This is a genomic window from Atopomonas sediminilitoris, assembly GCF_022601735.1.
Classification (GTDB): domain Bacteria; phylum Pseudomonadota; class Gammaproteobacteria; order Pseudomonadales; family Pseudomonadaceae; genus Atopomonas; species Atopomonas sediminilitoris.
This window is the reverse complement of the sequence record NZ_JAKUMM010000007.1, coordinates 67,248-82,742: the sequence shown is the minus strand read 5'-3', so window position 1 is coordinate 82,742 and position 15,495 is coordinate 67,248. Positions and strand designations below refer to the sequence as shown.

At 57.9% G+C, this 15,495-nt stretch carries 16 protein-coding genes; 7 read left to right on the top strand and 9 right to left on the bottom strand.

Annotated elements, in window-relative coordinates; translation table 11 throughout:
• Positions 1–3 precede the first annotated feature (3 nt).
• The 4 genes from MKI83_RS12030 to MKI83_RS12015 form a co-directional block, all read right to left on the bottom strand.
• Positions 4–900: an iron-siderophore ABC transporter substrate-binding protein gene (locus tag MKI83_RS12030; RefSeq protein WP_241586558.1), complete on the bottom strand. Its 897-nt coding sequence runs from the start codon at positions 898–900 to the stop codon at positions 4–6.
• An 8-nt stretch (positions 901–908) separates the two neighbouring features.
• Entirely contained in the window at positions 909–1,676 is a 768-nt protein-coding gene (locus tag MKI83_RS12025; RefSeq protein ID WP_241586556.1) for an ABC transporter ATP-binding protein, read from the bottom strand.
• A 34-nt stretch (positions 1,677–1,710) separates the two neighbouring features.
• Entirely contained in the window at positions 1,711–3,951 is a 2,241-nt protein-coding gene (locus MKI83_RS12020) for a TonB-dependent receptor (protein ID WP_241586554.1), read from the bottom strand.
• A 125-nt stretch (positions 3,952–4,076) separates the two neighbouring features.
• Positions 4,077–4,967: a LysR family transcriptional regulator gene (locus MKI83_RS12015; protein ID WP_241586552.1), complete on the bottom strand. Its 891-nt coding sequence runs from the start codon at positions 4,965–4,967 to the stop codon at positions 4,077–4,079.
• 156 nt (positions 4,968–5,123) lie between these two features.
• On the opposite strand from MKI83_RS12015, the gene MKI83_RS12010 reads away from it, so the two are divergent.
• The gene (locus MKI83_RS12010; RefSeq protein WP_241586550.1) at positions 5,124–6,215 is read left to right on the top strand and encodes an alcohol dehydrogenase family protein; all 1,092 of its coding nucleotides are present in this window, start codon (positions 5,124–5,126) and stop codon (positions 6,213–6,215) included.
• Between the two features lie 105 nt (positions 6,216–6,320).
• Here MKI83_RS12010 and mqo read toward each other — a convergent pair whose 3' ends face one another.
• Together mqo and MKI83_RS12000 are read right to left on the bottom strand one after the other, a co-directional pair.
• Positions 6,321–7,808 carry a malate dehydrogenase (quinone) gene (mqo, locus tag MKI83_RS12005; RefSeq protein WP_241586548.1) on the bottom strand — a complete coding sequence of 496 codons (1,488 nt, stop codon included), beginning with the start codon at positions 7,806–7,808 and terminating at the stop codon, positions 6,321–6,323.
• A gap of 374 nt (positions 7,809–8,182) precedes the next feature.
• Positions 8,183–8,344, bottom strand: a complete 162-nt coding sequence (locus tag MKI83_RS12000; protein WP_241586545.1) for a hypothetical protein — start codon at positions 8,342–8,344, stop codon at positions 8,183–8,185.
• Between the two features lie 161 nt (positions 8,345–8,505).
• Here MKI83_RS12000 and MKI83_RS11995 point away from each other — a divergent pair, with 161 nt between their 5' ends.
• Both MKI83_RS11995 and MKI83_RS11990 read left to right on the top strand, forming a co-directional pair.
• Complete coding sequence (locus tag MKI83_RS11995; RefSeq protein WP_241586543.1) at positions 8,506–9,057, top strand: Tll0287-like domain-containing protein; 552 nt, start codon at positions 8,506–8,508, stop codon at positions 9,055–9,057.
• 22 nt (positions 9,058–9,079) lie between these two features.
• Positions 9,080–9,670: a YajG family lipoprotein gene (locus MKI83_RS11990; protein WP_241586541.1), complete on the top strand. Its 591-nt coding sequence runs from the start codon at positions 9,080–9,082 to the stop codon at positions 9,668–9,670.
• A 62-nt stretch (positions 9,671–9,732) separates the two neighbouring features.
• Here MKI83_RS11990 and MKI83_RS11985 read toward each other — a convergent pair whose 3' ends face one another.
• Complete coding sequence (locus tag MKI83_RS11985) at positions 9,733–9,939, bottom strand: hypothetical protein (protein ID WP_241586539.1); 207 nt, start codon at positions 9,937–9,939, stop codon at positions 9,733–9,735.
• A 204-nt stretch (positions 9,940–10,143) separates the two neighbouring features.
• Here MKI83_RS11985 and MKI83_RS11980 point away from each other — a divergent pair, with 204 nt between their 5' ends.
• Entirely contained in the window at positions 10,144–10,419 is a 276-nt protein-coding gene (locus MKI83_RS11980) for a hypothetical protein (RefSeq protein WP_241586537.1), read from the top strand.
• A 65-nt stretch (positions 10,420–10,484) separates the two neighbouring features.
• Here MKI83_RS11980 and MKI83_RS11975 read toward each other — a convergent pair whose 3' ends face one another.
• On the bottom strand, positions 10,485–11,648 hold the full coding sequence (locus MKI83_RS11975) for a 1-acyl-sn-glycerol-3-phosphate acyltransferase (protein WP_241586535.1): 1,164 nt from the start codon (positions 11,646–11,648) through the stop codon (positions 10,485–10,487).
• A gap of 86 nt (positions 11,649–11,734) precedes the next feature.
• Between MKI83_RS11975 and MKI83_RS11970 the strand changes: the two genes are divergently transcribed.
• Positions 11,735–11,917, top strand: a complete 183-nt coding sequence (locus MKI83_RS11970) for a CPXCG motif-containing cysteine-rich protein (RefSeq protein ID WP_241586532.1) — start codon at positions 11,735–11,737, stop codon at positions 11,915–11,917.
• Between the two features lie 27 nt (positions 11,918–11,944).
• Positions 11,945–12,220: a putative signal transducing protein gene (locus MKI83_RS11965; RefSeq protein ID WP_241586529.1), complete on the top strand. Its 276-nt coding sequence runs from the start codon at positions 11,945–11,947 to the stop codon at positions 12,218–12,220.
• 77 nt (positions 12,221–12,297) lie between these two features.
• Here MKI83_RS11965 and MKI83_RS11960 read toward each other — a convergent pair whose 3' ends face one another.
• On the bottom strand, positions 12,298–14,436 hold the full coding sequence (locus tag MKI83_RS11960; RefSeq protein WP_241586527.1) for a methyl-accepting chemotaxis protein: 2,139 nt from the start codon (positions 14,434–14,436) through the stop codon (positions 12,298–12,300).
• 196 nt (positions 14,437–14,632) lie between these two features.
• On the opposite strand from MKI83_RS11960, the gene MKI83_RS11955 reads away from it, so the two are divergent.
• Positions 14,633–15,448: a M48 family metallopeptidase gene (locus MKI83_RS11955; protein ID WP_241586525.1), complete on the top strand. Its 816-nt coding sequence runs from the start codon at positions 14,633–14,635 to the stop codon at positions 15,446–15,448.
• Positions 15,449–15,495 lie beyond the last annotated feature (47 nt).

Genomic DNA, 15,495 nt, shown 5'->3' with positions numbered 1-15,495 from the left:
GCGTTATTCAGAGGTCAACGCGTGTGTGAGCAAACGTGCCAAGCGTTCGCCAGCATGCAGGCCGCCAAACGCCCAGACGGGCTCTAGGCTGTGCACGCGCTGGTCACGGGCAAAGTCACGCGCACGCCAGAGAGGGCTTTGCGTCATGATTTCTAAGGTTTTATCGGCGACCGGCTGGAAATAAAACAGCGTCGTGCCGTCGCTGACCTGCAGCTGTTCAATCCCTTGGGTGGCAAAGCCCCAGTAATTGGCTTGGCCTTGCCAGGCATTGGTTAGTCCGAGCTGATCCAGCGTTGCTTGATAAAGCCCTTGTCCGCCGTGCACGCGCACATGGCGTGCGTCGGTGATGTTGATCAATGCCACGGGGGTGCGCACGGGCGCTAGTTGCTCGCGGTAGTGGGCTAGCTGTGCCTCGGTGTGGGCGATCAGCGCGTTAGCTTCGGCGCTTTTGCCTAACACGTCACCTAAGGTGCGGGTGATCTGGGTGGCGCGCTGCCAAGGCTGGCGGTCTTCGGTGTAGATCGACAGCACCATCACCGGTGCGATGGCTTGCAGCTTGTCCAGCAGAGGGGTGTAGTCGTGCGGCACCAATATCAGTTCGGGTTTAAGCGCTTGCAGCTTTTCTAGGTTGGGCTCGCGACGTGAACCCAAGTCTTGCACGCTGGCGGGTAGGCTCGGCTCCACCACCCACTGCTGATAACCCTCGACTTCCGCCATGGCGATGGGTGGCACTCCAAGGTCGATGGCGATTTCGGCCAAACTCCACTCCAGCGTGACGATGCGGCTGGGCGTTTGCTCGAAGGTGACTTCTCCGGCCTCATGCTCAAAGGTGGCGGCGTGCGCGCTGGTGCTCAAGCACAAGGCGAAACCGGCGGCAAGGCGATACAACAAAGACAACATGATCACTCTCATTCGATATAGGCCAGCGGCAAGGCGTAGCCGGGAGCGGGTAGGGTTTGCATCGGTACGCCATACAGCTGGGTGAGCTGTTGTGGCTGTAACAGCTCGCGCGGACTGCCTTGAAACACCAGCTGGCCGTGACGCAGGGCGATGATGTCATCGCAAATCCGGCTGGCCAGGTTGATGTCGTGCAAGACGATGACCACGCCTAACTCGCGCTCATCGCACAGTTGGCGAATCAGTTCGAGCACTTGCAGCTGGTGCGCCACGTCGAGCGCCGAGGTCGGTTCGTCGAGCAGTAAAAAGCGGCTGTTTTGCGCCAATAACATGGCCAGCCACGCGCGCTGGCGTTCGCCGCCAGACAGCTGATTGACCGAGGCTTGGCGTAAGGCGGTCAGTCCGGTGCGCTCAATGGCTTGCTCGACATGCTGACGGTCGTCGGCACTAAAGCGCCCGAGCGCGCCGTGCCACGGGTAGCGACCCATGGCGACTAACTCATGCACGCGCAGACCATCGGTTAAGGGGGGGTGCTGTGGCAAATACGCCACTTGGCGGGCAAAGGCGCGCGCCGGCCAAGCGTCCAGTGGTCGCTGCGCAAAGCGCACGGTGCCGCTGTGGGCGGATTGCTGGCGCGCCAACAGCTTGAGCAAAGTAGATTTGCCCGAGCCGTTGTGGCCGAGCAAACCCGTGATTTGCCCTGCGCGCAGCGCTAGGGTCAGCGGCGCAAGAAGCGTGCGCTGACCAGCGCGAAAACAGACCTGATCCAGTTCAAACATAATGCGTAGCCCCAGCAAGCTGGGGCTTGGCCTCTTAGAACGACACGTTGTAGGTCAGGCTGTAGGTGCGGCCGCGACCGTGGTAGTCAAACAACCCGGCTGGCGCTAAAGCACCGTAGAACACCTGCGCACGTTGGCCCCACACGGTGGTGTAGTCCTTGTCCATAAGGTTTTGGATGCCGGCGGTGAGGTTGCCCACGGGTAGCTGTTGCGTGGCCAGCAGATCGAACAGGGCGTAGCCGTCGATGGTGTTGCTCTTCTCGTCGCTCAAGTTGAAGCTGCGCACACCTTGTAAGCGCACACTTTGCGTGTCGTTATTCCAGCCAATAAAGGCACCGGCTTTCGACGGGCTGGCGCTGGTTACTTCTTGCTTGTCCCAGCTGCCATCCACCTTTTGCTGCGAGCGCATGGCCAAGCCGTTAGCGCCGATTTGCCATGCATCGCTGAGCCAATAGCTGACTTGTGCCTCTACGCCGTAGTTGCGCTTTTTGTCATCCAGCTGCTGCACCGCCAAGGTCGTGCTGTCGTAGGTGATGCTCTTGTCGCTCCAGCTGTAGAACAGGGCGGTTTGCGCATCCAAGGTGCCGTCGTTGTAGCGGTAGCCCCATTCCACTTGCTTGGTTTTGATGCCGTCCAGTGGCGAGTCGTCGACGCTGACGCCTTTGTTGAGTACCCAGTGGCCAGAACCATCCAGGGTGTAGCTACCTAAGCCATAGTATTTGGCCGGATCGGGCAGCTCGAAGCCTTCGGAGTAGTTCAGCCAGGTCTGCTGTTGGTCGTTTAGCTTGTACACCGCGCCGGCGTTATACAGGGTAACGTCGTAGTCTTTTGCACCACCGGGGATGGCGTCGGCGCTGAGGCCCAAAAAGTTAACGCCCATGGCTTTACCAGCAGCAATGGCGACCTGTTGTTGCGCGCCGATAAAGTCATCGACTTCGGTTTCCATCTTCTGGTGGCGAATGCCGGCCGACAGGGTCAGCTTGTCGGTGGCTTTAAAGCTGGCTTGGGAGAAGGCGGACACGCTCTTGATGTCGATGCCGGGGTAGCGGCCCACCGAGGCGTATTTGTCGGCGGTCAGGCCACCGCTTTGTGCGGCCTTGTTCAGGTCGAACAGGGTTTGGCTGGAGTCAAAGCTTTCTTTGTCTGCGTCCACACCGTAGGTGAGGTCGAAGCGATCCCATGATTTATTTAGCGCCAGCTTGACGCCGAAGGCATCGGTGTCTTGCTGCGAGGCCGAGTAATACGACTGGAACGGGTTCACGTTGGTGCCGGAAAAACGCACGCTGGGGAAGGGGTTAAAGGCCATTTCTTCCCGACGGTAATACGCCTGGATGTAGGCGCTATGGCCGAGGATTTCGGGGATATGGTAGGTGGCGTTGTACATCTGACGGTTGGTTTCTGGGTCGAGATCGCTATCCCAGCCATCCTCAACACCAAAGCCTTGGCCGGTGCGCAGGGCGCTAAAGTTTTGCCCTAAATACAGGCCGTCATCCCCGTTGTAGCCAGAGTCATAAATTTGCGCGCCTAAGTTCAGGCTGTGGCCGTTGGGCAGCAAAATATCCAGATTGCCCATGATGTCGGTGGCTCGGTTGTACTGCAGGTCGGTCTGGGTGATGTCCATCAGCACGCGATCGCCGCTGCCATCGTAGGCGGCGCCGTTCTGCTGATAGGCCACCGACAAGCGGCCAAACACGTTATCAGTGCCGCCCGAGATGGCTTGGGCGGCGCTCCAGTCGAGGTCTTCGCTGGTCTCAAAGCCGCTACGCAGGCCGACTTGGCTTTCATACTGGGCGCTGCCTGGCTGACCTTTCTTGGTCACAATATTGATGATGCCGCCGGTGGCGCCGCCACCGTAAAGGGCGTTAGCGCCGGACAGCACCTCGATACGGGCGATGTTGAACGGGTCGATCGAGTCGAACTGGCGGCTGATGCCGCGTGCGCTGTTCAGCGATACGCCGTCGATCATCACCAGCACACTGCGGCCACGCAGGTTCTGGCCATTGTTGGTACGGCCTTGCGCACCAATGTCTAAGCCGGGAATTAACTGCCCCAACGCTTCTTTGAGGGGGACGCCGGCTTTGGCTTGTTGCTGAATTTGCTCTTCTTCAACCACCCACACCGTGCCCGGCAGTTCGCTGATTTGGGTGGGCGTACGTGCGCCGACCACAACAACTTCATCCAGTTGTGTGGCAGCACTGGCGACGGATGACAAACAAATGCCCGCAAGCAGGCTAAGAGCAAAAGGCGGTTTGCGCACAGCAGACAGGTACTGCATGAGATCGATCCCTGGTGGTCTTAAGAAGGATGCGAAACTTAATGCAATTGATAATGAATATCAACATCGATGTTGAGTCTGTCGTGCAAATAATGGCGCATCGGCGCGGTGGCCTGAGCCGGCGTTTAGCCGGCCATCGGCATAACCGGCAGTGCGTTATTGAGTCGCGAGCCGGCACGGCGCAAGCAATCGGCCAGTTTGGGAAGCAGTGTGGCGTCAACAATGGGCGAGGCGATCATGTGCATGTCTAGGTTAAGCCCTTGGCCAAAGGGCGAGGCGGTCAGCGGGCGCGCCTGTGACAGGTCCAGCATTGACTGCGGCAATAAGGCAATCGCAATACCGGCATTGACCGCCGCCGCAATGTTGTCCAGCTCAGGGCTGGTGAACACGGTGTGGTAGGCGATGTTGGCGTGCTTGAGGGTGCTTTGCGTCAGGTCGCGCATGATGCAGTCACTGTCGAAGGTGGCCAGCGGTAGCGGGTTGTGGGTCTCTTGGTCGGCCTCTTTGCCGACAGCCCACACCAGCTGTTCACGCCAGAGTAAGGCGTGGTCAGTAAAGCCACTCTCGCCTGAGACAATAGCGATATCCAACTCGCCACGGTTGACCAGTTGGCGCAGTGTGCGGCTGCGCTGGCAGGTGATACGTGGCTCTAAGTTGGGGAGTTCGCGACTTAGGATGGGCATGAAGTGGCGCAAAAAATCGTGGGCATAATCGGTCGGGATGCCCACGCGCAAGGTGCCGGTTAAGTGTTGTTGCTTGAGCGCGGCTAAGGCGGCGTTATTGGCGCGCAATAGTTTTTCCGCATGGCGTAGGAGGGTTTCGCCACTGGGGGTGAGGTGAATGCCTTGGTTGCTGCGCTCCAGCACCCGCACGCCGGTCTGCTGCTCTAGGCGTTTGAGCTGCATGCTAATGGCCGCTTGCGAGCGAAAGAGTACCGCTGCGGCTTTTTTCAGCTCACCTTGCTCCACCACCGTGGCAAAGGTTTTCAGCAAATCTAGATCGAGCAAACTGTCCATGCGCGGGCCTCGTTGCAGGTAACGGCAGGTGCACAGAATAGGTGAGTTATTTTGTTTTGGTAAATCATTGAGACAAGTAAATTCGTTTGAGTGAACTTGCTAGGGCTTTTAAGGTGTTAGGCCTAATGCAATTGATGGCCAGCCTAGGAGCTCAGCATGACGACCCCAACCTTGCCCAGTCACATGAACGGCGTGCAGCTAGTCGGACATGGCGGCCTAGAAAACCTGCGCTACCGCCAAGACTTGCCCGTACCGCAGCCGGGGCCGGGCGAAGTGTTGATCCGCGTGGCAGCGGCGGGGGTGAATAACACCGACATTAATACGCGCATCGGTTGGTATTCCAAGTCGGTCACCGGGGCTACCAGTGAGATCGATTCGAGACAAAGTGACGCTGCTCAAGCGGATGCCGGTTGGGCCGGTACTCCGCTACAGTTGCCGCGCATACAAGGCTGCGATTGCTGTGGCCAGATCGTGGCCCTAGGCGCGGGCGTGAGCGCGGCGCGTTTAGGTGAGCGTGTCTTGCTGCGTAGCATGCAAGAGGCGCCTAGCGGTGAACCCTTTGACTTGGTGACCTTGGGGTCTGAGTTTGATGGCAGCTTCGCGCAGTATTGCTGTGTGCGCGCCAGTGAGGCGTTTGCGATTAACAGCACGCTGAGCGACGTTGAGCTTGCCTCATTCCCTTGCGCGTACTCCACGGCAGAAAACCTGTTGCACCGAGCTCAGGTGGCGGCTGGGGAGCGGGTGTTGATTACCGGTGCTTCCGGCGGTGTTGGCTCGGCGGCGGTGCAGTTGGCTAAGCGCAGAGGCGCTTATGTGATGGCAGTGTGTGCCGCCGAGAAAGCTGACGAGCTAAAGCGTTTGGGCGCCGATGAAGTGATCGCCCGCACCGAGCATGCGTTGGCCAATCTGCCGCGCGATAGCGTTGACGTGGTGGTTGATTTGGTCGCAGGCGGGCAATGGCCGCGTTTGCTCGATGTGCTTCGTCGTGGCGGGCGCTACGCCGTGTCCGGCGCCATCGCCGGGCCGCTGGTGGAGTTAGATGTACGTACCCTGTACCTGAAAGATCTGACCTTTTTCGGTTGCACGTATCAGCCTAAAGAGGTGTTCCGCAACTTAATCGGTTATATCGAGCGCGGTGAGATCCGTCCTTTGGTGGCGCGTAGTTACCCATTGGCCGACATTGCCCGTGCCCAAGAAGACTTCATGGCCAAGCGCTTTACCGGCAAGTTGGTGTTGGAGTGTCAGTAGTTCAGCACTAGCCACCAACAAAAACGCCCTGCCAAGGCGAGGCTGTGGCAGGGCGTTGTGGCGGGAGAGCTTAGGTAAGACTCACCCCGCTGGTTGTGTTGCGGGTTAAGCGTCGAGCTTAAGCGCGCTCCACGTCTTAGCGGTCACTTGGCGATAGAGGTCGCCATCGGTTTTCAGCGCTTCTTCGCGGGCGGGGAAGATCTCAGCCAGCTTGGCAGTCCATTCGGCACTGTCGTAGCGCTCTTTAAAGCAGCGCTCCAGCAACTCCAGCATGACCGAAACGGTGACTGACGCGCCGGGGGAGGCGCCTAGCAGTGCCGCAATGCTGCCGTCTTGGGAAGACACCAGCTCAGTGCCAAACTGCAAGATGCCGCCTTGCTTGGGATCTTTCTTGATGATTTGTACGCGCTGGCCTGCCAGCTCTAGGCGCCAGTCTTCGCGGCGGGCTTGCGGGTAGAACTTCTTCAAGGCGTCAAGCCGCTCATCGGTAGACTGCATGACTTCTTTGATCAAGTAGCGTGTCAGGTCCATGTTGTCGCGGGCGACGGAAAGCATTGGCTTTAGGTTGTTCATGCGGATCGACAGTGGCAGATCCATGAACGAGCCGTGACGCAGGAACTTAGTCGAGAAGCCGGCAAAGGGGCCGAACAGCAGTGAAGTCTGGCCGTCGACGACGCGGGTATCGAGGTGCGGTACCGACATCGGCGGTGCGCCCACTTCGGCTTGGCTATAAACCTTGGCCTGATGCTGCTCGACCACGTCGGGCTTGTCGCAGCGCAGCCACATGCCGCTGACGGGGAAGCCGCCAAAGCCTTTGCTTTCAGGAATGCCGGACATTTGCAGCAGCGGCAGGGCGCCGCCACCGGCACCTAAAAAGACAAAGCGGGCGTTAACATTGCGGCGCTCGCCAGTCTTGGTGTGTTTAATGCTGACGCGCCATACATCGCCATCGCGCTCAAGATCGGTCACTTGTTGGTTATAGGTAACCAGCGTGCCGTTTTTCTTGCTCAGATGACTGAGCATTTGCTGAGTCACCGCGCCAAAGTTAACGTCGGTGCCTTTTTCGTAGCGTGTCGCGGCGACTTTTTCATCGGCGGCGCGACCGGGCATGGTCAGCGGCATCCACTCGGCGAGGGTTTCGCGCTCATCGCTGATGACCATGTCGGCAAAGGCATGGCTTTCAATCAAGGCCGCGTGGCGGCGCTTAAGAAAGTCGATGTCGCTTTCGCCACGCACAAAACTGATGTGCGGCACAGGGTTGATAAAGTTGCGCGGCTCGCCAAAGCCCTCTTGCCCGGTGAGGTAAGCCCAAAACTGCTTGGAGACTTCAAACTGGGTATTGATGTGCAGCGCTTTGCTGATATCAATTTTATCGCCGCTGTCGGGCGTGTAATTCAGCTCGCACAGGCCGGCGTGGCCGGTGCCGGCGTTATTCCAAGGGTTGGAGCTTTCTACCGCGCCCGTTTCGCGTAGTTCAGCGATTTCTAGCTGAATGTTGGGGTCCAGCTCTTTAAGCAGTACCGCCAAGGTGGCACTCATGATGCCGGCGCCAACCAGCATCACATCCACAGTTTGGGTCTCGTTTTGCGCCATTACTTGCCACTCTCTCGTGAAGGTGAAAAACCGTTATGCACGCCCGAGGTCGGGGCGCGCTGCCCAAAATTGTGTCGTGCACAGACCAACGGAGCGTGGGTGACGCATCCATTTTGCGTAGGCACTTATTGTGTGGGCAAAAAAATGTGGGCAATCCCTAACGGGATGTGGGGAAGCAGCTCTCTGCAGCTAGCGGGGCAGTTGGATGACTTACCCGAGCGGCTAAGCTTGGCAGGAGATGTCCTCATTGTTAGCCGAGGCGCGATTATACCGAGACATTAATGAAATTTAACTAGCCTCTACGACTTTTTCACGAGATCAGCTTTGGCGCCCGTGCTGGCGGGTAGGCTACCCCGTGGAGAGGCTGGCGCGGTTTAGCGCGCTTGCAGGGCAGGATGTGGCGTGTGGCTAGACTGCCAGTTGCCGCTAGACGGGGCTTGGTGCGCGGTCAGGCTGGCAATGCACCGGCCATCAAGGTTGTGCAGGGTGAAGTGTTGGCGAGGCGGAAACAACGCAAGGCGTAAGAAGAACCACATAACAACTCCTCAGGGCATGTCGTGTTGCGGAGTATTTGAGCGCGGTGGCGTTATCTAACGATGACGAGGCCATGACAAAACCGTGATGCTTGATCTGCGTCAGCCTGACATCGCATGGGCTAAGGCACGCTGAAGTGGGTAACTCTAACGGTGAGGTGGCTATGGTTAAGGTGGGATTGGGCTTGTTGGCGGCGCTGTTAAGCTTGCCGCTGTTGGCTGATAACAACGCAGCGCTGGAGGAAGAAGCGCGTGACGTCACCGAGGCGTTTATGATGTCGCTAAAGTCGAGCCTGAAAGCCTCTTTGGCCGAAGGTGGACCGGTGGAGGCGGTACAGCACTGCCAACAGCTAGCGCCGGCCTTGGCCGAGCAGTATCAGCGTAAAGGTTGGCATGTGGCGCGCACCTCGATGAAGCTGCGTAACCCAGATAACGCCCCCGATATTTGGGAGCTTGAGCAATTGATTGCCTTTGACAAGGCGCTGAGTGAGGGCGCCGCGCCGGCCAGCTTGAGTGCTAGCGTGGTTGAACCAGGGCGCTTTCGTTACATGCAGGGCATCATGGTTGCGCCACCGTGCTTGGCTTGTCATGGCGAGTCATTGACCCCGGAAATTAAGCAGATTCTGGATGCGCGCTACCCCCACGACAAAGCCCGTGGGTATACTGCCGGCCAGTTGCGCGGCGCTTTTACGCTGTGGAAAGCGCTACCAGAGTAAGACTTGAGACAAGGGAGATGGCATGAAACGTCGTATTTTTAATGCACTACTGGTAATGACCACTTTGGCTTTGGGTGGCTGTGCCTTGAGCCCTCAGCAGTTGACGCTGCAGCCAGAACTCAGTGGCAGCCAAATCGCACCGGTTGGGCAAGGTCAAGCGGTGGTGGTGCGCGTCGTGGATGGCCGTACCTCGCCAGTAATCGGCACTCGTGGCGGCGTTTACCCAGATAGCAGCACGATTAGCGTGGCGGGGGCTGACATTCTGCCCAAGTTGCAGCAGCAGGTTGAAGTCGCCGTTCGATTGCTGGGCTTCACCCCGTCGGCGAATGCTTATAACGCGCCGCAGTTGACCGTGACCCTGGCCGATATCCGTTATGTATCGCCTAAGGACAGCAGTTTGATGGTCACGCAAGCAGACATTACCGCCACGCTTAAAGCAGATGTGCAAAACGCGGTGCGTCGCTATAGCGGGCGTTACAGTGCGTCGTCCAACCATCGCTTTGGTTCAGCACCCAATCTGGCGACCAACAACCGCTTGGTCACAGAGGTGCTTAATGCCTCGTTAGAGCGCATGTTTCAGGATCAAACGATTGGTCAAATCTTGAGCCAGTAACAAGGCTTCATCAATAAAAACGCCCAGCTTGTGCTGGGCGTTTTTATATCGGCGGTCTCGGCTTAAGCGACTTGCGAGTAAATCTGCGGTGTTACTTGTCCGGTGCGCTCATCAACTTCGGGTAAATCGAGGTGCTCGTGGTGACTCATGGCGCAATACACCAACCAGTGGGCGTCTTGAACGTTGAAAGACAGCTCATCCACCAGATAATCCACATCACTTAAATCGTCGATGAGGTGGTCGCGTTCACTTATTGTTGTTTGCAACATAACGTCTGCTCCGTGCGAGATTGATAAAGGTTCCCAACAACAAAGATAGTCGCCGTGCGTGAATCTTCTTTGACGGTTTTAGAACAATTGACTCTATGGTCATCGTTCGTCGGAATTATCTGGTTCTAGGTAGAGTCTTCTAAAATCACTGCGTAGACTGCGCGCCCGTTGAATCACCCTGTCTTGTTATGCCTTGGGGGCATCATGTCATTGCAGTTGTTGTGGGCCTTTTTGCATGATCAGCCGGCCTTAGCGCTGAACAGTTTGGCACTGTTTTTTGCCGTGTCTGGCGCATGGTTGTGGCTGGCAACGCAGTGGCGGGAATACCGTGCCGCCCGCCTGCAAGGTTTGGTAGAAGCCCGCGGCTTAGTGTTTAAGATCGATGCCGATATCGAGCGCTTAAACCGCTTTTTTTATCTGTTCGGCGCGTTGGCTTTGTTGCTGGCGTTGTTGTGCACAGGCGTCAGTACGCGCTGGTGACAGGCGTATGACGGTGAGGTTGGAATGAAAGGGCGCATGCGGCGCCCTTTTTTGTGCCTTGGTGGTTATGCCGAAGGGGTCAGCTTAAGGCGGTACTGATTACGCACGGGCGTGGCGTATTGCATCAGTAGGTAGGGTTGCTCAGCGGGTGAGCAGCGCGCAAGGCGCTGGTTGAGTTGGCTTTCAGCACGGCTGATTTCAGTCGCGCTGAACAGGCTGCTGGCACTGGGCACCTGCAGGCTGTCGTCACGTTCGCCCCAACGCTCCCACGCTAAGTAGTGCACGGGGAATAAGCGGTAATTGCCTAAAATAGCGCGATCGCAGGCTTGGGCTAAGGCTTTGGCGTCTGGGCTTTGGCGCGCATCGATGCGGCTAAAGGCAATGTGTACCCGACCTTTATGACCGGTAATGCCGCGGGCAATGCTGAGGTCGTCTTCGCCCGGTTGTTTTTGGTAGCTGCCAGTGCGGGCGCGGATTTCTAGTTCGCGGGCTTTATCCACATCGCATGGGTCATATTCGTAGCTGATCGATACCGGGACTAGGTTGAGGCTGGCAATCACCTCGGCAAAGGCTTGGTCTTTGCGGCTCATGTGAAACATTTTGAGGATGGCCGCATCAGTGGCGTCGTCACCGTCTTTGGCCCGGCCTTCGGCTTGGGCGATCCAAATCGAGTGGCCGTCAGCAATCGAATGATTGATGTAGGCGGACAAGGTTTGGAACGCGCTGAGCTTCTCGCGGCGGCCAGTAATGGAGCGGTGCACGATAAAGCTCTTGTTCAGGCGCATCAGGTCGCTAACAAAAGGTTTTTGCAGCAGGTTGTCGCCAATGGCTATGCGCGGCGTTGGCAAGTTGGCGTGGTACACCGCGTAATTAACGAACGCAGGGTCCATCACGATGTCGCGATGATTGGCCAAGAATAAATAGGCTTGCTGGTCGTTCAGATGTTCGAGACCGCTATAACTGATGCCGTCGGTGGCGTGTTCGATCACTCGGTCAACGTAGGGTTCGATGCGGGTTTGTAGCTGGGCAACGGAGTTAATGCCGCGCAGTTCACGGCCTAAGCGCCAAGCAATCAGCGCGCGCAGTAGCGGTGCGCAATAGCTTGCCAGTTTGGGGAAGCGATAGCGGGTCAAGGCGTTAAGAAAGGCATCGTCGTGCAGCAGGCGCTGAAGAACGTCGGCCACTTCGTGGTCGTGATAGGGACGAATGGCTTCAAAATCGGCCGCCATGCAAACAGACCTCGTGTATTTGCTAAGTTTAAGTAGGCGCAGCAATAGACCGGCCATCATAGCTGAAAGTCACACAGGGGCACCTTATGCTGGAAGTAGAAGCGCTGTCTTGCCCGTATTGCGGCGAGCAGATTGAGTTGCTGGTGGACGCCAGTGGCGGTGATCAGCGCTACATTGAAGATTGTTCCGTGTGTTGTCGGCCGATCGAGGTGGCGCTGTGGGTGGATGCTCAGGGCTACCAAGTGCAGGTTAAGCGTGAGGATGAATAAGCGGACGAAGGCGAGGGCGAAGACCTAATGCAGCGGATCTATGAACCAGCCGACCTGTTAGAGGCGCAGTTGTTGTTGGGCATGCTGCAGCAGCGTGGGTTTGATGTGTGCTTGCACGGCGCGGACTTGCTCGGCGGTGTGGGCGAGTTACCGGCGCTGGGGATCTTGGCCTTGGCTGTGCCGGGAGATGACGCGCGGTTAGCGCGGCAGTTGATTGATGAATACCTCAGTGCCACGCCTGACTGGGCGGATGAGGGTTTTACCGAGGGTGATCAAGGGGCGGCGCAGACGTGGCAAGCCTAGCTGAAGGCGTTTAACCCCTAGCTCAGCCAGTGCTGAGCTAGAGGATTGAGCTGGAGGGTTGAGCGAGGGGTTTGGGCTTAAACGCGGAATTGATTGATCAGACGGCGCTGCTGTTCGGCGAGCTTGGTCAGGTGGGTGCTGGCTTCGGTGGCCTCATCTGCGCCTTGTGCGACTTCTTCGGCCACTTGGCCGATATCCATTACATTGCGGTTAATCTCCTCGGCCACAGCGCTTTGCTCCTCAGCGGCCGCGGCAATTTGCGTGTTGACCTCGCTGATGACCGACACGGCTTCGGTAATCTCATCCAACGCGGCGGCGGCTTTGCTGGCTTGGGTAACACTGGCGTTGGAGCGCTGTTGACCGCTTTCCATGACGGTCACAACTTGGCGTGTGCCGCTTTGCAGCTGCTCGATCATGTGCTGGATTTCTTCGGTGGCTTGCTGGGTCTTTTGTGCCAGATTACGCACCTCATCAGCAACCACCGCAAAGCCTCGGCCTTGTTCGCCGGCACGAGCCGCCTCAATCGCGGCGTTGAGCGCCAGCAAGTTGGTTTGTTCCGCGATCGAGCGAATGGTGACGAGGATGGCGTTAATGTTTTCGCTGTCTTTCGCCAGTGTTTGTACCGCATCCACCGCTTTGCTCATCTCGTCAGCCAAGCTTTGAATGGCTTGCACGTTGCCTTGCACCACGCCGCGGCCCTGATTGGCCGCGTCATCCGCACGCGTCGCGGCGCTGGCGGCGTTAGCCGCGTTGCGGGCGACCTCTTGCGCGGTGGCGGCCATTTCATGCACCGCGGCGGCGACTTGCTCAATGCCGTGGCGTTGGCGTTGCACGCCTTGGCTGGTGCGAATGGCGTTGTCGGCGGTGTGTTCGGAGGCATCGCTGAATTGCTGCGAGGCATCGACGACTTGTTTGATCAAGGTTTGCAGGCGCACCAAGAAACCGTTGAAGCCGTGTCCCATGTTGCCTAGTTCATCACGGCGATCAGTGGCGAGGCGTTGCGTCAGATCCGCTTCGCCTTGGCTCATGGTGTTGAGCACATCCACCATCTTGCGCAGTGGTTGGGCAATGCCGAGAGCGGCGAACCATACAAACAGCAAGCCGACTCCGGCGACGATCAAGCCAACCAGCACCATAAAGGCGTTGTCTTTGTCGTGCAGGTCGCTGAGTTGCTCGCGGTAGCTGCGCAGATCGCCCAGTACTGCCGACAGCGGCAGCTGCATCATGAGCACCCAACGCGCATCGCTTTGCCCTACTTGAAAGGGGCGGAATACTTCGATGTGATCGTGCTCTTCATCGATATCGATAAAAGATTGGCCGGGGCTAAGTTGTTGTACGTTGGCCAGTTCGTTGGCGTCCATCACGGTGGCGGCTTTTTCGCCTAACTTGGCCGGGTCTTTGGTGTAGGCCACCAGTCCGCCATTGGTGGCGATCAGCATCATGCTGCCTTTGCCGTCGTAGAGTTCGGCGTTGGTGCTAACCAGCAAGTCTTGCAGGGAGTTAAGGGCGATGTCCGCGCCAGCCATGCCTTTGAATTCACCATTGACGAGGATGGGCACGGTGAAGGAAGCCAGCATGGTCATGGTGCCGGCTACATCATATTGGGCCGGGTCGATCACGCATTCTTTTTTGCGCTCTTTAGGGCAGAGGTAGTACTCGCCTTCGCGCACGCCGGTGGGGAGGAGCTTTTCGCTTTCAAGGCTGCCCAGTGCGTCGATGCCTACACTGCCGTCGCTGTTGTTAAACCACCAGGGGATAAAGCGGCCGGTACCGTCATAGCCGTTGTCTTTAATGCCGGCGTAGGTTTCGTCTAAGCCGTCAAATGCGCCTGGCTCCCAGCCGATATAGGTGCCCAGTAATTTGGGGTTACTTTGAGTGGTCTGCTTGATCAAGGCGCTTAGTTCTTCGCGGCTCATGGCTAAGACATTGCCGCCGCTCTCATCCAGTGTGCCCATCAGGCTGTTGACTTGCGCTAAGCCGCGGGCGATGGCCAGAGGGGCTTCTAAGGTGCGCTGAATGGACAGGGCACGAGCATCGGCTAAGGCGCTAAGGCGCTCTTCGAGTTGCTTTTGCACCAGTGGCGCGGTGTTTTCTTGAACAAAAGCCTGGGTCTGCTGGCTGGCGTAAATCGAGAAGAGCACTAGCGCCGCGCACACGGCAAGCACTAAGACTCCAGACAAAGCGGCGATGCTGTACTGGACGGAACGTAACTTCATGGGAAGAACTCCACGCTGGGCAGGCGGCTGACGTGCTCCTTATCGGCGGCGATGCAGAAAAACTTAGCCCGCACTCATGGCGGCAGCTTGGTTTAAGCAAAGTCACAAACTGATCAGTACGCAAGTGTTAGTCGTTGCCGGCTTTGCGGTCGCTGGCTAACATGCCCAACTTTTCTGCCATCACTGAGAGTTCAGCATGCGTTTTCACTATCTATTACCCGCCGCACTGGCGCTGGTTGTGGCGGGCTGCCAAGCGGTGAATACCACCCGTGGCGGTGCGGTGGGCGTTGAGCGCCAGCAAAGCATGCTGGGCTTGCTGTCGGCACAACAAGTGGATCAGATGTATGCGCAGTCTTATCGGCAGACCTTGGCCGAAGCAGGGCAGAAGCGCGTGTTGAACTCCCGTGCTGATCAAGTGCAGCGTTTACGCACCGTATCGCAGCGTTTAATCGCCCAAGTCGGCCATTTTCGCGACGACGCACCTGGCTGGGCGTGGGAAGTGAACTTGGTGGATGCCCCCGAGGTGAATGCCAACTGTGGGCCTGGCGGTAAAATTTTGGTGTATTCGGGGTTGTTCGATCAGCTGAGCCTTACCGACGATGAGTTGGCCGCGGTGGTGGGGCATGAGATCGCCCACGCGCTGCGTGAGCACGGCCGCGAAGCGATGTCTAAGGCTTATGCTCTGGAGATGGCCGAGAATACCGCCGGGGCTTTATTGGGCCTTGGCCAAGATACCCGAGCGCTGGCCGATACCGTGGCGCAATACGCCTTGACCCTGCCCAATAGCCGCACCAATGAGAAAGAAGCGGACTTGATTGGCCTAGAGCTTGCCGCTCGCGCCGGTTTTGACCCGCGCGCCGCACTGACCTTGTGGCAGAAGATGGGGCAAGTGGGCGGCGGACAGGGGCCGGAGTTTATGAGCACGCACCCCTCATCCAGCACGCGGATGCAGGGTATTGAACAAGCGCTACCGCAAGTGCTGCCCTTGTACGAGGCTGCGCGGGGGCAATAAACGCAACAGGGCGCCAATCGGCGCCCTGTTTTTTGTTTGTGGCGATT

What these genes read in the sequence shown, in the direction of transcription:
- MKI83_RS11970 (WP_241586532.1), top strand. Translation starts at nt 11,735, where the DNA reads ATGCTGGAAGTAGAAGCGCTGTCTTGCCCGTATTGCGGCGAGCAGATT.
- MKI83_RS12000 (WP_241586545.1), bottom strand. Translation starts at nt 8,344, where the DNA reads ATGTGGTTCTTCTTACGCCTTGCGTTGTTTCCGCCTCGCCAACACTTC.
- MKI83_RS12020 (WP_241586554.1), bottom strand. Translation starts at nt 3,951, where the DNA reads ATGCAGTACCTGTCTGCTGTGCGCAAACCGCCTTTTGCTCTTAGCCTG.
- MKI83_RS11955 (WP_241586525.1), top strand. Translation starts at nt 14,633, where the DNA reads ATGCGTTTTCACTATCTATTACCCGCCGCACTGGCGCTGGTTGTGGCG.
- MKI83_RS11965 (WP_241586529.1), top strand. Translation starts at nt 11,945, where the DNA reads ATGCAGCGGATCTATGAACCAGCCGACCTGTTAGAGGCGCAGTTGTTG.
- MKI83_RS12030 (WP_241586558.1), bottom strand. Translation starts at nt 900, where the DNA reads ATGTTGTCTTTGTTGTATCGCCTTGCCGCCGGTTTCGCCTTGTGCTTG.
- MKI83_RS11995 (WP_241586543.1), top strand. Translation starts at nt 8,506, where the DNA reads ATGGTTAAGGTGGGATTGGGCTTGTTGGCGGCGCTGTTAAGCTTGCCG.
- MKI83_RS11990 (WP_241586541.1), top strand. Translation starts at nt 9,080, where the DNA reads ATGAAACGTCGTATTTTTAATGCACTACTGGTAATGACCACTTTGGCT.
- mqo (WP_241586548.1), bottom strand. Translation starts at nt 7,808, where the DNA reads ATGGCGCAAAACGAGACCCAAACTGTGGATGTGATGCTGGTTGGCGCC.
- MKI83_RS11975 (WP_241586535.1), bottom strand. Translation starts at nt 11,648, where the DNA reads ATGGCGGCCGATTTTGAAGCCATTCGTCCCTATCACGACCACGAAGTG.
- MKI83_RS11980 (WP_241586537.1), top strand. Translation starts at nt 10,144, where the DNA reads ATGTCATTGCAGTTGTTGTGGGCCTTTTTGCATGATCAGCCGGCCTTA.
- MKI83_RS12015 (WP_241586552.1), bottom strand. Translation starts at nt 4,967, where the DNA reads ATGGACAGTTTGCTCGATCTAGATTTGCTGAAAACCTTTGCCACGGTG.
- MKI83_RS12010 (WP_241586550.1), top strand. Translation starts at nt 5,124, where the DNA reads ATGACGACCCCAACCTTGCCCAGTCACATGAACGGCGTGCAGCTAGTC.
- MKI83_RS11985 (WP_241586539.1), bottom strand. Translation starts at nt 9,939, where the DNA reads ATGTTGCAAACAACAATAAGTGAACGCGACCACCTCATCGACGATTTA.
- MKI83_RS11960 (WP_241586527.1), bottom strand. Translation starts at nt 14,436, where the DNA reads ATGAAGTTACGTTCCGTCCAGTACAGCATCGCCGCTTTGTCTGGAGTC.
- MKI83_RS12025 (WP_241586556.1), bottom strand. Translation starts at nt 1,676, where the DNA reads ATGTTTGAACTGGATCAGGTCTGTTTTCGCGCTGGTCAGCGCACGCTT.